This window comes from Mesorhizobium sp. B2-4-7 (assembly GCF_006442685.1).
In the GTDB taxonomy this organism is placed as follows: Bacteria; Pseudomonadota; Alphaproteobacteria; order Rhizobiales; family Rhizobiaceae; genus Mesorhizobium.
This window is the reverse complement of sequence record NZ_VFVH01000009.1, coordinates 157,965-173,066: the sequence shown is the minus strand read 5'-3', so window position 1 is coordinate 173,066 and position 15,102 is coordinate 157,965. Positions and strand designations below refer to the sequence as shown.

Below are 15,102 nucleotides of genomic sequence, written 5' to 3'. Positions count from 1 at the left end.
GTTTCGCCGTTTTTCTACTCCGCAAGCAAAGTTCGTGTCAGCGGATGGACCGGATCAGCCAGGCCTTCGACAATGTCGTAATGATGTCGGTCCGGCTCGACCACCGCGCTCGTGACGGCACCAAGCCCTGTCCAGATATTGGCCAGCAAGGCGTTCTGGCGCAAGAACTCGGACCGCTCGCCGCCTCCGGCCCAGCACGTGACGCGAGCGCCATCCATGGGCCGCAGCAGCGCCGGGCTTTCCGTCAGCGCCTCGGCTTCATCGATTTTCAGCGCCGCGTTCATGCCGGTGCGCATAAGCGGACGCAGGTCATGCAGGCCCGAAATCGAAACGACGTGGCGTACGCGCCTTGCCACGCCGGCCGCCAGGGGCGTTGATGTCGTCGCCATGCGGCTGGCGAGATGGCCGCCGGCCGAATGCCCGGTCAGCATAAGCGGTCCCCCGACCATCGCCGCCGCCTTGCCGATCGCCGCGCCGATCTCGTGGGAGATGCCGGCGATGCGTATGGCGGGGCAGAGCGTATAGGACGGCATCGCCACGGCAAAGCCGCTGTCAACCGAGCCCTTGGCGAGATGCGACCAGCTATCCTTGTCGGACTCCAGCCAGTAGCCGCCATGGATGAACACGACGAGCCCCTTGGGTGCCCCGGCGGGAAGGAAGAGATCGAGCCGGTTGCGCGGCCTGTCGCCATAGGCGATGTCGAGCTGAGTCCTGCCCTTTGCCGCAAGCGCATCGCGAAATGCCTGCGCCGGTTCGACCCATGCAGCTGGCCAGCGATCGCTGCCGGCGATGTTGGCGCCGTTGGCGTAGGCATTGTCCCAATCGGCAATGCGATGTTCGAGCATCGGCACCCTCCCCCGGACGGCATCGTTTCAGCCGATAGCAATGGCGATCGACAGCGGCAACGTCAATGCTCCGGGGGCAAAACATTTTAGGCTTGAAACAAATTTCGACTGGTGCAATCCTGTGCCTTGTTCAGCGATGGGCGTGAGGCAGACAGGGGCAGCCGAAAATGCTTGGGCCATCAGCGCATATCGACACGTTCACGCGCGATAACCTGCCGCCGTCGGATCAATGGCCGGACTTCCTGCTCGACGGCTTCGACTATCCCGAACGGCTCAATGCCGGCGTCGAACTGACCGACAGGCTGGTCGAGAAAGGGTTGGGCGACCACACCGCGCTGATCGGCAACGGCCGCCGCCGCACCTACAAGGAATTATCCGACTGGACGAACAGGCTGGCGCATGCGCTGGTCGAGAATTACGGCGTCAAGCCAGGCAACCGGGTGCTGATCCGCTCGGCCAACAACCCCGCAATGGTGGCCTGCTGGCTGGCCGCCACCAAGGTCGGCGCCGTCGTGGTCAACACGATGCCGATGCTGCGCGCCGGCGAACTCGCCAAGATCGTCGACAAGGCCGAAATCACCACAGCGCTGTGCGACACCAGGCTGATGGACGAGATGACCGCCTGCGCCAAGGACAGCGCGTTCCTCAAGCAGGTCATCGGCTTCGACGGCACCGCCAACCACGACGCCGAACTCGATCGCGCCGCCCTCGACAAGCCCGTGACGTTTACCGCGGTGCAGACCGGGCGTGACGACGTCGCCCTGCTCGGCTTCACCTCAGGCACGACAGGCGTGCCGAAGGCGACGATGCATTTTCACCGCGACCTCCTGATCATCGCCGACGCCTACGCCCGCGAGATCCTGCAGGTGACGCCTGACGACATCTTCGTCGGCTCGCCGCCCCTGGCCTTCACCTTTGGCCTTGGCGGGCTCGCCATCTTCCCGCTGCGTTTCGGCGCCGCGGCAACGCTGCTGGAACAGGCAACGCCGCCCAACATGGTCCACATCATCGAAACCTACAAAGCGACGATCTCCTTCACCGCGCCCACCGCCTATCGCGCAATGCTCAAGGCCATGGACGAAGGGGCCGATTTATCGTCGCTGCGCGTCGCCGTTTCGGCCGGCGAGACCTTGCCGGCGCCGGTCTTCGAGGAATGGACTGAGAAAACCGGCAAGCCGATCCTTGACGGTATCGGCGCCACGGAAATGCTGCATATTTTCATCTCCAACCGCTTCGATGACATGAAGCCCGCTTCCACCGGCAAGGCCGTTGGCGGCTATCAGGCGCGCATCGTCGACGACGAAATGCGCGAAGTGCCGCGCGGCACCGCGGGCAGGCTCGCGGTGCGGGGACCGACCGGCTGCCGCTACATGGCCGATGCCAGGCAGAGCGACTATGTCCGCGACGGGTGGAACCTCACCGGCGACACGTTCTGGCAGGACGAGGACGGTTTCTTCCACTTCGCAGCGCGCTCCGACGACATGATTGTCAGTGCCGGCTACAACATCGCCGGCCCTGAGGTCGAAGCGGCGCTGCTGGCGCATGCCGATGTCGCCGAATGCGCGGTGGTCGGCGCCGAGGATGCCGAGCGCGGCCAGATCGTCGAGGCTCATGTGGTGCTCGTGCAAGGCGTGGCGCCAGACGCAATGACCGTCAAGCGTCTGCAGGATCACGTCAAGGCCACGATCGCGCCCTACAAATATCCGCGCTCGGTAAAATTCATCGCCGCTTTGCCCAAGACGCAGACCGGCAAGATCCAGCGCTTCCGGCTGCGCGCGGAGAAGATCAATTGAGCAAGCCCTACGACCCGTCCGCCGAGGGCGCGGAAATGTCGTTCAAGGAGCGCATGTCCTACAGCGACTATCTGCATCTGGAAAAGGTGCTCGAGGCGCAGGAGCCGCTTTCGTCAGCCCATGACGAGATGCTGTTCATCATCCAGCACCAGACATCGGAACTCTGGATGAAGCTCGCGCTGCACGAAATCGGCGCCGCAATCCGCTCCATCCGCGCCGACCGTCTCGAACCGAGCTTCAAGATGCTTTCGCGCGTCGCCCGCATCTTCGAGCAGCTCAACAATGCCTGGGACGTGCTGCGCACGATGACGCCCAGCGAATACACCGAGTTCCGCGACGCGCTTGGCCAGTCCTCGGGCTTCCAGTCGTGGCAGTACCGTGCCATCGAGTTCATGGCCGGCAACCGCAATCTCGCAATGCTCGGACCGCACAAGCACCGGCCGGACCTCAGCGAGAAACTGGAGGCGATCCTGGCGCAACCGTCGCTCTACGACGAGGCGCTGCTGCTGCTCGCCCGTAACGGCTTCGACATCGGTGCCGACGCAAGGCGTACGGACTGGCGCGAAACGCGGACCGAGAACGAAGAGGTCCTTGTCGCCTGGCAGATCATCTACCGCGACCCGCAGCGCTACTGGATGTTCTACGAACTCGCCGAGAAGCTGGTCGATTTCGAGGATTATTTCCGCCGTTGGCGCTTCAACCACGTCACCACGGTCGAGCGCATCATCGGTATGAAGCGCGGCACCGGCGGCACATCGGGCGCGTCCTACCTGAAGAAGATGCTGGAGGTGGAGTTGTTCCCGGAGCTGTGGAAGGTCCGTACCCGGCTCTGACGTAGCTTTGCCGACTGCATATCGTTATCCCGAACCCACTGCGCTTTTCTGAGCGACAGGCTCTTAAGTCACCGCCGCCTTGACGGCGAAACGCGCCTCCTGCCACGCGTCCGTGCGCAAAATGTCTTCCAGCACCTCGACAGCCTGCCAGACATCGACATAGCCGACATAAAGCGGCGTAAAGCCGAAGCGAATCGTGGATGGCGCGCGGAAATCGCCGATCACGCCGCGCTCGATCAAGGCCCGCATCACCTGATAGCCATGCGGGTGGAGGAACGAAACCTGGCTGCCGCGCTCATTGCCATCGCGCGGGCTTTCGAGTTCGAGGCCGTAGGCGCCGCATTTTGCCTCGACCAGTTGGATGAACAGATCGGTCAACGCCATGCTCTTCCTGCGCACCTCTGCCATGTCGACGTCGTTCCAGACATCGAGCGCCCCTTTGAGCGCGCGCATCGACAGCACAGGCTGCGTGCCGCAGAGAAACCGGCGGATGCCAGTGCCGGCAGCAAAACCCTGTTCGAAGGCGAATGGCCGCGCATGGCCCCACCAGCCGCTGAGCGGCTGGCGGACATCGCCATGGTGGCGCTCGGCCGCGTAGATGAAGGCCGGGGCACCCGGGCCGCCATTGAGATATTTGTAGGTGCAGCCAACGGCGAAATCGGCATTCGAACGGTCGAGCTCGACGGGCAAGGCGCCGGCGGTATGGCAGAGATCCCAGACAATCAGCGCGCCGGCATCATGTGCCGTCCGCGTCAGCGCGGCCATGTCGCGTAACTGCCCGGATTTGTAGTTGACGTGGTTGACCAGGATGACCGCGACCCGCTCGTCGATCAGTTCTTCTATGGTCGGCGCATCGACACCCTCGAGCCGCAGCACCGTGCCCGGCCGCGTCGAGGCAACGCCTTCGGCCATATAGAGATCGGTCGGAAAGCTGTCCCCCTCGGCGATGATGACTGACCTGTCCGGCCGCATCCCGAGTGCCGCATGCAGCACCTTGTAGATGTTGATCGAGGTGGTATCGCAGACCACCGTCTGGCCGGCGGCGGCCCCGATCAGGCGCCCGAGTTGGTCGCCGAGTTCGACCGGCATGTCGAACCAGCCGGCGGTGTTCCAGGCGCGGATGAGATCCTGCGCCCACTCCTGCGTGGCGGCCTTCTGCAGCTCGCCGAACACGGCTGGCGAAGCGGCGCCCAGCGAATTGCCGTCGAGATAGATCACCCCCTGGGGCAAGGTGAAGCGGTCACGCATGGCACGCAGCGGATCCGCGGTGTCCATTGCCTCGATCGCTGCGAGATCGGGAATTTTGCTCATGGTCGCGATGTTCCTCGGTGAGAAGAGCGCCCTGGAAACGGGCCGGCTGTTTTGCCGCCCGGGCAAGGGCTGGCCGCATAGAGGCGCAAGAACAGGGTGAACGCCCGGTTCGATCTTTGCTCGATTTCCGCCCGAGGCAGTTCCTCGAGCACCCCAACGATCCGGCGAACCTGGAGATCGCCGATCAAAAGACTGATGTAGATGTCGGCGGCTTCGGCAGGATCGTCACAGGCGATCGGGCCGGCCCGACTTGCGGTTCGAAGCAGGTCGCCAAGAAGCGGCATTATGGTATTGCGGCCGAATTGCGCGATCGATTGGCCAAGCGTGCCTGTATCGTTGACGTCGCCGGCCGCGGCGCGATTGAGCGCCACCGCCTTGTCGCCCGTCACGAGGGTCAGCAGGACTGGCCCGAGCAAGTTCAGGGTTTCGAGCGGATCGCGCGCCTGGTGAAGGGCGTCCTCCAGCAGCTTCCTTGCCTCTCCCGCATTGGCTTCGATCAAGGATCGAAACAGGGTCTGCTTGTTGCCGTACCAGTTGTAGAGGGTTTCGTTCGAGGCCGATGCCCGCTTGGCGATAGCAAGCAGGGAGGCGCTCTTGTAGCCGGTTTCCCGGAGCACCGCATAGGCGGCCTCCTCTATCCGTTCGCGTCGCGCGGCCTGCTTCGGCGTGGTCATTGGTGTTCCTCTTCGAAAACCGTACATTATTATACGGTTTCGTCAAGCGAACGAACGAACGCAGCCCGTCGCGACCAGTGGTGGTGTCTGGCCGTTTTCCGGCGGAAGTTGGCATTTTGGTTTCGTTTCGTTCACGAGCCGCAGGGGTTTCTAATCCGCCCAAACGCACCCCGCACCTGCCGGTCACCCAGCTTGCAGGCTTGTGCCAAGAGTGGAGACCGGTCGGGCCACAGGCCATTAACCAAAATAGTTTCAAAGGGCCCGGGAGCGCATTGACGACGGACCGCGCTGGCAGGATGCTGGCTGCGGGAGGGCATTTCGTTTCCGTCGCCTTAACAAATTCATTAAACTTTAAATGGTTGCGGAACACAACTGGAACAGATAGTGTTTGTTCTGGGTTTGTTTTCTGATTCTGGTTCCAGACCCTTCGTGCAATGCCTTTGGGGGCCGCCATGCTCACGCGCAAGCAACATGAACTCTTGATGTTCATCCATGAACGGCTGAAGGAAAGCGGCATTCCGCCGTCCTTCGACGAGATGAAGGAAGCGCTGGACCTCGCCTCCAAGTCGGGAATTCATCGGCTGATCACGGCGTTGGAGGAGCGCGGCTTCATTCGCCGCCTGCCCAACCGGGCGCGCGCGCTGGAGGTGCTGCGCCTGCCGGACTCGATCGCGCCGGGTCTTAACGCGGCAAAGAAGTTCTCCCCGAGCGTCATCCAAGGCAGCCTCGGACAGGGCAGCAGCCCTAGCCGGCAGATCAAGCCGGCGACGTCTTCGCGTCTGCCCGCTGCCGGCAATGACGACGACGCGGTTTCAGCGGTGTCGATCCCGGTCATGGGTCGCATCGCAGCGGGTGTGCCGATCGACGCCATCCAGCATCAGACGCATTCCATTTCAGTGCCGCCTGACATGATCATGGGCGGCGAACACTATGCGCTGGAGGTCAAGGGCGATTCGATGATCGAGGCCGGCATTTTCGACGGCGACACGGTCATCATCCGCAATGCCGACACCGCAAGTCCCGGCGAGATCATCGTGGCCCTGGTGGACGAGGAGGAAGCAACGCTTAAGCGCTTCCGCCGAAAGGGTGCTTCGATTGCGCTCGAGGCTGCCAATCCGGCCTATGAAACACGTATTTTCGGACCGGACAGGGTCAAGGTGCAGGGCAAGCTGGTCGGCCTGATCAGGCGCTACTGAGCGGGGTCGGCGGTGGGCTTTTCGGGTTTACGGTAAGGCGGCAGTCCCCTTGCCTCGCGTGAGAATTTTCGCTGTTCGTGCCAAGGCCGATATGGCCTGTCGACGGCAAAGCTGACCCGTGCCGGTGCCGTCGCCGATTGCCGGTCGAAGAAGACGGCGGCACTTCCCTTACGAGCGAGCTGCCGCTTGGTGATGACGAGAACCAGCGGATTGTGGCAGGGGTCGTAGCCCGCGGGGTCGTTGATGACGATCAGATCCGCATAGGAGCAGGCCCTCCAGGCGTCCTTGCGATCCTCCACCTGCGCGATGATCGCCCCCGAGGTATGCCGGGCCATGCACAGGCCCGTGAAGCAATAGAAAGGCGCTCCCGCCGGAAGTTGCGCGGGATCGAAGATGTCGAACTGTCGGTCTCCGCTGTCGAACAGTTCCGGCGCAACGATGGTTTCGGACTTCAGCGCGCGTTTCCAATTATCGACGGTGAATTCGTTCGGGCGCGCCCGGTTGATCGCGAGCTCGCCGCCGCCGATCGGCAACGCCACCAGGCGGGCATCCTCCGAAATCAGCACGTCCGGCGTGCGCGTGTCCGAGACGGTCAACAGGCCGGCGAGCGCGAAGGGAAGTGCCGCCAGCCGCAGCCATGTCGTGGCCATCGTCGCGATGACCAGGGCGATCGCCACCAGAAGGACGGATTGCTGCGAAATCAACCCGACCGCGTCGACCGGCGAGCGTTGCGAGATCCATCCTGATATGGCGATCATCGCGGCCAGTCCCTTGCCCATCAGATAAAGGGATGGTCCATCGAACCCGAACGGCATCAGCAGCGCGCTGGCAACCGCAAGGAACATCACGACAGAAACGATCGGCATGACGGCAAGATTGGCGAACAGGCTGAGCGGCGACACGCGCTGGAAATGCCAGATGGCGAAAAGCGCCGTGGCGCTTCCCGCGATAATCGAGGTCATCGCCAGCCCACCTGTCGCCAGCAGCAATTTTCGCGTCAGCAGGCCAGGCAAGGTCCGTTGCGGCGGCGGGGTCCGCGCTTTGTCGGCTTTGCGATCCGACCAGCCGGCATAGGCGCCGACCAGGGCCGCGGTGGCGGCGAACGACATCTGGAAGCTCGGCCCTACCACCTCGTGCGGCGACACCACGATGACGGCGATCGCCGAAATAGCCAGATTGCGCATGGTGAGTGCCGCCCGATCGAACAGAACGGCGATCAGCATCACCGCCAGCATGATGAAGCTGCGTTCGGCGGCGACAACGACGCCCGAAATGACGAGGTAGGCGGCGATCGAGAAAAGTGCCGCCGCGGCCGCGTATTTCTTGACCGGCCGACGGGAGGAAAAGTTCGGAAACAGCGCGAAGCCGCCACGCAGCAGACCCATGACGGTGCCGGCGACCAGCGCCATGTGCAGCCCGGAAATTGAGATGATGTGGTAGATGCCGGTGCGTCGCATCGCTTCATTGATCTCGTCGGGAATCCCGGCGCGAACACCCACGATCAGCGCCGCGGCGATCTCGCCCTCGGCGCCGCCGATGCTGCCCCTGATATGGTCGGCAATGCTTTCGCGAGCACTCTCGATGGCGGCTGAGAGGGCGGCCCACAACGGCCTGTCATCGGCTGAGACGATTTTGGGGTTGCCGAGAAAGAAGCCGCTGGCGCCTATGCCGGCGAAGTAGCTGTCGAAGGAAAAGTCGTAGCTGTCCGGCCGCACCGGCCCGGTCGGCGGCAACAGCCTGGCATAGCCGGTCACGAGGGAGCCGGCCGTCACTTCAGCCGGCACCTTGCGCGCCGAAAGGCGAACGCGCTCGGGCGCGTAGCGTAGTTTCGGCCGCGCGGTCGATGTCACATCGATGGTCAGCCGGATGCGCCCGGTCTCCATCTGGTCGACCGAAACGACGCGGCCGGTGATTTGCGTGGAGATTTCCGAGCCCAGCATCCGCGTTCCCGCTCGCCACGTCTCGACTTTGCCGGCGAGCATGCCGAGCGCGCACAACAGCGCCGCCATGAAGCACAGATGCGTTTTCGGCCATGAGCGTGAAACGAGCGCGCACAGCGACATCAGGATCGCGACCGCGACAGGCTTGGCAAAGCCCGGCTCCGCCGCCAACGAAAAATACGCAATCGATCCGCACGCCAGGAACACCGGGACGAGCAGGAAGCCTATGCCCCGATCGAGTTCGAGCTCGGACGCTCTGGCCACGCCGTTGCGCAGACGAGGCCACGAGGCACGGCCGAACTCACGGCGCAGGCGCTCGGCCGCGCCGGCTGCGGGAATGCCGGGCGGCGTGGAAACATCCGCCGGCGGCGACTTGCCCGGCTGCTGTAGGGGCGGCAACGCCAGCGGCAATGAGGCGGGCGCGGGCATGGCAAAAAGAGAGCGTTCGCTGACGCCGGCAACGACGTCCTCGCCTTCCTCCGCGCCCCGGCCCGCTCCAGCCATCGGGTCTGCCCCTTGCGCCCTCGACACCCTATGCTACATGAACGCGCGACGCGCGAAAGTGCGTGTGATCCGCACCCCGCTCCAGACGTTTCCCGAGAGTTGTATGTCCGACAAGGTTGTCACCCGTTTTGCCCCCTCGCCCACCGGCTACCTGCACATCGGCGGCGCGCGTACGGCGCTCTTCAACTGGCTCTACGCCAAGCACACCGGCGGTACGATGCTGCTGCGCATCGAGGACACCGACCGCGAGCGCTCCACCGATGCGGCGACAGCAGCCATTCTCGAAGGACTGACTTGGCTCGGCCTCACCTGGGACGGCGACGCCGTCTCGCAGTTCGAGCGCGCGCCGCGCCATCGCGAGGTGGCCGAGGAGCTGGTGCGCATGGGCAAGGCTTACTACAGCTACGAGACCCCTGCCGAGCTTGAGGCAATGCGCGACGCGGCGCGGGCCAAGGGCCTGCCGCCGCGCTATGACGGAAGCTGGCGTGACCGCGACCCTTCGCAGGCGCCTCCTGGCGTCAAGGGCGCGATCCGCATCAAGGCGCCGACCAAAGGCGAGACGGTGGTGCATGACCGTGTCCAGGGCGACGTGCGCTTTCCCAACAAGGATCTGGACGACTTCATCATCCTGCGCTCGGACGGCAATCCGACCTACATGCATGCCGTCGTCGTTGACGACCACGACATGGGCGTCACCCACATCATCCGTGGCGACGACCACCTGACCAATGCCGCCCGCCAGACCGTGATCTACAACGCCATGGGCTGGGATGTGCCTTCAATGTCGCACATACCGCTGATCCACGGCGCCGACGGCGCCAAGCTGTCGAAGCGGCACGGCGCGCTGGGCGTGGAGGCCTACCGTGCCATGGGCTACCTGCCCGAAGCGCTGCTCAACTACCTGGCTCGGCTCGGCTGGAGCCACGGCGACGACGAGATCATGTCGATCCAGGACATGATCGCCTGGTTCGATATCGGCGATGTGAACAAGGGCGCCGCCCGCTTCGATTTCGCCAAGCTGGAGGCGCTAAACGGCGTCCACATGCGCCGCATGGGCGATGCCGAGCTGTTCGACATCTTCATCGCCACCTTGCCCTATCTCGAGGGCGGCCCGGCAATGGCCGCACGCCTCGACGACCGGAACAGGGCACAGTTGCTGGCAGCGTTGCCGGGGCTGAAGGAGCGCGCCAAGACGCTGGTCGAGCTTGTCGATGGCGCCGCCTTCCTGTTTGCCGCGCGGCCACTGCCGATCGACGAGAAGGCAGCCCTGCTGCTCAATGACGATGCGCGCAAGGTCCTGCGTGGCGCTCACGACGCCCTCGAGGCGGTTTCAGGCGACTGGACGGCGGCCTCGACTGAAGCCGCGATCCGGGACTATGCGACGGCCGGCGGCCACAAGCTCGGCGCCGTCGCCCAGCCCTTGCGCGCCGCCTTGACCGGCAAGAGCACCTCGCCCGGCGTGTTCGACGTTCTCGCCGTGCTTGGTCGCGAGGAGAGCCTGGCGCGCATCGCCGATCAAATCGATTAGGAGCAATCTGGCCCAAGAAGATTGGCATTGAAAGGCGCGTTTCGCAGTGCAACATTGAGCCTTGGCCCAATCTGGCACGCACTTCCTAAAATGCGGTCGCGAATACGCGCATTCGGTGACTTCGACGTGTCGCTTTGCAGAATTTGCCTTTGCCGGCATGAGGAACAAGAAGGAGTTTGCAATGACCGAAGCTGCGACAAGACGGGAACTGGGCGGCAAGACCCAGGAAGCCACGGCAAAGCTGGAATTCGCCGGCAAGACGCACGAATTCAAGGTGCGAAGTGGTTCAGTCGGGCCTGACGTCATCGACATCGCCACGCTGTACAGCACCACCGGCGCCTTCACCTACGATCCCGGCTTCACCTCGACGGCAAGCTGCGAGTCCGAGATCACGTTCATCGATGGCGACGCCGGCATTCTCCTGCATCGCGGCTATCCGATCGACCAGTTGGCCGAACATGGCGACTTCCTGGAAGTCTGCTATCTCCTGCTCTACGGCGAACTGCCGACCAAGGCGCAGAAGGACGATTTCGATTACCGCGTGACGCGCCACACCATGGTGCATGAGCAGATGTCGCGCTTCTTCACCGGCTTCCGCCGCGACGCGCATCCGATGGCGGTGATGTGCGGCGTGGTCGGCGCGCTGTCGGCCTTCTATCACGACTCCACCGACATCTCGGATCCTTACCAGCGCATGGTGGCGTCGATGCGGTTGATCGCCAAGATGCCGACGATCGCGGCCATGGCCTACAAATACCATATCGGCCAGCCCTTCATTTACCCGAAGAACGAACTGAATTTCGCCGCCAACTTCCTGCACATGTGCTTTGCCGTGCCATGCGAGGAATACAAGATCAACCCGGTCCTGGCGCGCGCCATGGAGCGCATCTTCATCCTGCACGCCGATCATGAGCAGAACGCCTCGACCTCTACCGTGCGGCTCGCCGGCTCGTCTGGCGCCAATCCGTTCGCCTGCATCGCCGCCGGCATCGCCTGCCTGTGGGGCCCGGCGCATGGCGGCGCCAACGAAGCGGCGCTGAACATGCTCGGCGAGATCGGCCATGTCGATCACATTCCGGAATTCATCGCCCGCGCCAAGGACAAGGACGATCCGTTTCGGCTGATGGGCTTTGGCCACCGCGTCTACAAGAACTACGATCCGCGCGCCAAGATCATGCAAAAGACCGCGCATGAGGTGCTGGGCGAACTCGGCATCAAGGACGATCCGCTGCTCGACATCGCCATGGAACTGGAAAAGATCGCGCTTACCGATCCCTATTTCATCGAGAAGAAGCTCTACCCCAATGTCGACTTCTATTCCGGCATCACGCTGAAGGCGCTGGGCTTCCCCACCACCATGTTCACCGTGCTGTTCGCCGTCGCCCGCACCGTCGGCTGGATCGCGCAGTGGAAGGAGATGATCGAGGATCCGCGCCAGAAGATCGGCCGCCCCCGCCAGCTCTACACCGGCGCGCCGGAGCGAGACTACGTGCCGATCGCGAAGCGGTAAAAAGGAAGAAGTGAATAAGTGAGTAGTCAGTAGTCAGTAGGGAAAGAGCGGTAATCCTACTCACTACTCACTACTCACTACTCACTCTCTTGATATACCCCATCACCACCTGCGCGGCGATGTCGCCTGACGGCTTGGCGGTTGTCATGCGCCGCGCGATCTCGGCGAACCCGTCCTTCTGCCATCTGCGCATGCCTGTGTCGGCGAACAGCGCTTCGAGTTGGCGGGCCAGATTGTTCGGCTTGACATACTCGTTGTAGAATTCCGGGATCAGCGCCCGATCCGATATCAGATTGGGTAGCAGCGCCGACCAGACCGAAACGAGATATGGCGCCACGATGCGCGCAACCGGGTCCAGCCTGTAGCAGGAGATCATCGGCACGTCAGACAGCGCCAGTTCAAGCGAAACCGTGCCGGACGCGATCAGCGCCGCGTCGGCCTTGCCGAAAGCCTGCCACTTTCGCTCAGCGTCGAGGATGATCTCGGGCTTCTCGTCCCAGCGAGCGACCGCGGAGCGCACGACATCGGCGACATGCGGCACCGTCGGCAACATCAGCCGCAAGCGATGCCGGCGGGCCCGCAGCATCGATACGGTCTCCCCAAACGGCTCGAGCAGCCGCCGCACTTCGCTGCGCCGCGAGCCGGGCAGCACAAGCAGCGTCTTCACGCGATCCGGCGAAAGATCCCGCGGCTGCGCCTGCGCCCTCGCCGCAGAGAGCACGCCCGCGTCATGGGTGAGGCGATGTCCGACATAGGTGCCAGGCGGTCCGCCGAGCCTGCCTAGCTCCTTCACCTCGAACGGCAGGATGCAGAGGATGTGGTCGACATAGGGCTTCATCGCCACCGCCCTGCCCGGCCGCCATGCCCAGACGCTGGGGCAGACATAGTGGATGATCGGGATGGTGGGGTTGGCCGCGCGCACTTTCCTGGCCACGCGCAGGGAAAAATCGGGGCTGTCGATGGTTATGAGGCAGTCGGGCTTCGCATCCGCGACCGTCCTGGCCAGCTGACTGATCCGCCGCATCAGCCGCGGCAGGTCACTCAGGATGGCGCTGAAGCCCATGAGGGCGATCTCGCCGGCGTCGAACGGCGAGACCAGCCCGAGCGCCTGCAGATGGCGGCCGCCGAGACCGACGAGCTGCACCTCGCGCCCCGTCGACTGCTTGATCGAGCGCACGATGTCGGCGCCAAGCAGGTCGCCGGATTCCTCGCCGGCCACGATTGCGATCTTCAGCGCCTTGTCAGCCATGCGCCGGCTCCCCTGCTGGCAGGCCGACGATGAACAGGCCGAGCGCATTCGCCCGCGACAGCGTCGCCGGCCCCTCCAGGATGAGAGAGCGCCCCGCCTCGACGGCAATTCCGGCAAGCCCCGCCGCATGGGATGCTTCCACCGTCTGCGGCCCTATCGACGGCAGGTCGGCCCGCAGCTCCTGGCCGGGTTTGGCGCATTTGACCAGCACTCCGCGGGTCTTTCCGGCAAGCCTGCCATGGCCGCGCAGCGCGCGCGCTCTTTCGAGCAGGCCGCTCGTGCCTTCGATGCCTTCCAGCGCGATGGCCCGGCCTCCGATCGCAACCGCCGCCTGCCCGATATCAAGCGCGCCGATGGCCTTGGCGGCCAGCCTGGCCGCCTCGATGTCGCGCCAGTCCGATTGCTTTGGTTTCGCCGTGGTCAGCGTGCCTTCGCCGGCGGCCAGTTCGGGAACGACCTCATGCGCGCCGACCACTTTGATGCCCCGCTTCTCCAGGCCGCGTGTCACCACCTTCAAAAGTCCGTCATCGCCGCGCGCCAGCGCCATGATCACCGATGGTACGATCGCCAGCAAGCCAAGGCTCGGACGGATGTCGGTCAGCCGGGGCCGGCGTCTGATTTCGCCGGCAAGGACCACATGAGTGATGCCGTGGCGCTTCAGCGTCGCCACCAGTGAACCGATCTGCTCGAGGGCGAGGCTGTCGTGTTCGTATCGGAGCAACTCCTGCTGGCGGTCGGCCTCACCTTCCATCAAGAGGATGAAGGGCGGGTAGCCATGCGCGGCCAGGCCTTGCGCGACTTCCACCGGCAGGCTGCCGCCGCCGGCGACGATGCCGACCTTGGCCCCCGGCGAGAGAACGAAATCCGCTGCCGCCGCCTCAGTCTTCGTCATCGCCGTCATCGCCATCGCTCCCCTTGAGCGATGGCACAGCATAGTGCCGCTTGCCGCGACTGGAGATGAAATCGATGATCTTCATGGCGGTCGGTGACGTGGCGAATTCCGCCTTGGCGAATTCGATGTTCTCGCCAACGGTGCGCGAGCGGTCGAATATTGTCTTATAGACCCTGCGCAGCAGATAGATCTCGGATCTTGGCAGACCGGAGCGCTTGAGCCCGATGATGTTGAGGCCGCGCAGGCTGGCCCGATTTCCCGCCGCCATGGCATAGGGAATGACATCACCCACAAAAGCCGAGCACCCGCCAAGAAAAGCGTTGTCGCCTACCCGCACGAATTGATGAACGGCGCTGAGACCGCCGATATAGACGTTGTCGCCGATTTCGCAGTGTCCGCCCAGCGTCGCGCCGTTGGCGAAGGTGGCGTTCTTGCCGACGACGCAGTCATGGGCGATGTGGGCGTAGGCGAGAAAATTGCCATTGTCGCCGACCGTCGTTTCGCCGCGGCTGGTATCGGTGCCGACATGCATGGTGACGCCTTCGCGGATCGTGCAGTTCTCGCCGATGACGAGCGTGGTGCGGCCGCCCTTGTGCTTGGTGTTCTGCGGCGGCCCGCCCAGTATCGCCATGGGATAGACCTTGGTCGACGCGCCGATCGTCGTCGCGCCTATCACCGAGACATGGCTGACCAGTTCAACGCCGTCGCCAATCACGGCATCTGCGCCGACATAACAGAGCGGTCCTATGCGGACGCCTTGGCCGATTTGAGCGCCTTCCTCCACGACGGAGGAAGGATGGATGGATGTCTTGATTTTCATAAGCATT

12 protein-coding genes are annotated in these 15,102 nt (G+C 63.8%); 5 read left to right on the top strand and 7 right to left on the bottom strand.

Annotation, left to right across the window (positions count from 1 at the left end):
* Window positions 1-14: 14 nt before the first annotated feature.
* A complete protein-coding gene (locus FJ946_RS22645; RefSeq protein WP_140557166.1) occupies window positions 15-845 on the bottom strand; it encodes an alpha/beta hydrolase in 831 nt (276 codons plus the stop codon).
* A gap of 167 nt (window positions 846-1,012) precedes the next feature.
* Between FJ946_RS22645 and FJ946_RS22640 the strand changes: the two genes are divergently transcribed.
* Window positions 1,013-2,638 carry an AMP-binding protein gene (locus tag FJ946_RS22640; protein WP_140564530.1) on the top strand — a complete coding sequence of 542 codons (1,626 nt, stop codon included), beginning with the start codon at window positions 1,013-1,015 and terminating at the stop codon, window positions 2,636-2,638.
* Window positions 2,635-3,471 carry a tryptophan 2,3-dioxygenase gene (gene kynA / locus FJ946_RS22635; protein ID WP_140498668.1) on the top strand — a complete coding sequence of 279 codons (837 nt, stop codon included), beginning with the start codon at window positions 2,635-2,637 and terminating at the stop codon, window positions 3,469-3,471. Before FJ946_RS22640 ends, kynA begins: the two co-directional genes overlap by 4 nt.
* Window positions 3,472-3,534: 63 nt before the next feature.
* Here kynA and kynU read toward each other — a convergent pair whose 3' ends face one another.
* Both kynU and FJ946_RS22625 read right to left on the bottom strand, forming a co-directional pair.
* Complete coding sequence (kynU, locus tag FJ946_RS22630; RefSeq protein WP_140564529.1) at window positions 3,535-4,782, bottom strand: kynureninase; 1,248 nt, start codon at window positions 4,780-4,782, stop codon at window positions 3,535-3,537.
* The gene (locus FJ946_RS22625; protein WP_181167577.1) at window positions 4,779-5,456 is read right to left on the bottom strand and encodes a TetR/AcrR family transcriptional regulator C-terminal domain-containing protein; all 678 of its coding nucleotides are present in this window, start codon (window positions 5,454-5,456) and stop codon (window positions 4,779-4,781) included. The genes kynU and FJ946_RS22625 overlap by 4 nt, the downstream gene beginning before the upstream one ends.
* Window positions 5,457-5,908: 452 nt before the next feature.
* On the opposite strand from FJ946_RS22625, the gene lexA reads away from it, so the two are divergent.
* Window positions 5,909-6,652 carry a transcriptional repressor LexA gene (lexA, locus tag FJ946_RS22620; RefSeq protein WP_140498674.1) on the top strand — a complete coding sequence of 248 codons (744 nt, stop codon included), beginning with the start codon at window positions 5,909-5,911 and terminating at the stop codon, window positions 6,650-6,652.
* On the opposite strand, the gene FJ946_RS22615 is transcribed toward lexA, so the two are convergent.
* Window positions 6,646-9,096 (bottom strand): ComEC/Rec2 family competence protein, encoded by a 2,451-nt coding sequence (locus tag FJ946_RS22615; protein WP_140564527.1) that lies wholly within the window; start codon window positions 9,094-9,096, stop codon window positions 6,646-6,648. The genes lexA and FJ946_RS22615 overlap by 7 nt on opposite strands.
* Before the next feature lie 103 nt (window positions 9,097-9,199).
* On the opposite strand from FJ946_RS22615, the gene gltX reads away from it, so the two are divergent.
* Window positions 9,200-10,624, top strand: coding sequence for a glutamate--tRNA ligase (gene gltX / locus FJ946_RS22610; protein ID WP_140515358.1), 1,425 nt, complete (start codon window positions 9,200-9,202; stop codon window positions 10,622-10,624).
* A 181-nt stretch (window positions 10,625-10,805) separates the two neighbouring features.
* Window positions 10,806-12,134 carry a citrate synthase gene (gene gltA / locus FJ946_RS22605; RefSeq protein WP_140498678.1) on the top strand — a complete coding sequence of 443 codons (1,329 nt, stop codon included), beginning with the start codon at window positions 10,806-10,808 and terminating at the stop codon, window positions 12,132-12,134.
* A gap of 70 nt (window positions 12,135-12,204) precedes the next feature.
* Here the strand turns inward: gltA and lpxB are convergent, their stop codons facing one another.
* From lpxB to lpxA, 3 genes are read right to left on the bottom strand one after another with little or no spacing between them, the layout of a single operon-like run.
* Window positions 12,205-13,383 carry a lipid-A-disaccharide synthase gene (gene lpxB, locus FJ946_RS22600; RefSeq protein ID WP_140564526.1) on the bottom strand — a complete coding sequence of 393 codons (1,179 nt, stop codon included), beginning with the start codon at window positions 13,381-13,383 and terminating at the stop codon, window positions 12,205-12,207.
* The gene (locus tag FJ946_RS22595; protein WP_140564525.1) at window positions 13,376-14,290 is read right to left on the bottom strand and encodes an LpxI family protein; all 915 of its coding nucleotides are present in this window, start codon (window positions 14,288-14,290) and stop codon (window positions 13,376-13,378) included. Before FJ946_RS22595 ends, lpxB begins: the two co-directional genes overlap by 8 nt.
* Entirely contained in the window at window positions 14,262-15,095 is an 834-nt protein-coding gene (gene lpxA / locus FJ946_RS22590) for an acyl-ACP--UDP-N-acetylglucosamine O-acyltransferase (protein ID WP_140498684.1), read from the bottom strand. Before lpxA ends, FJ946_RS22595 begins: the two co-directional genes overlap by 29 nt.
* Window positions 15,096-15,102 lie beyond the last annotated feature (7 nt).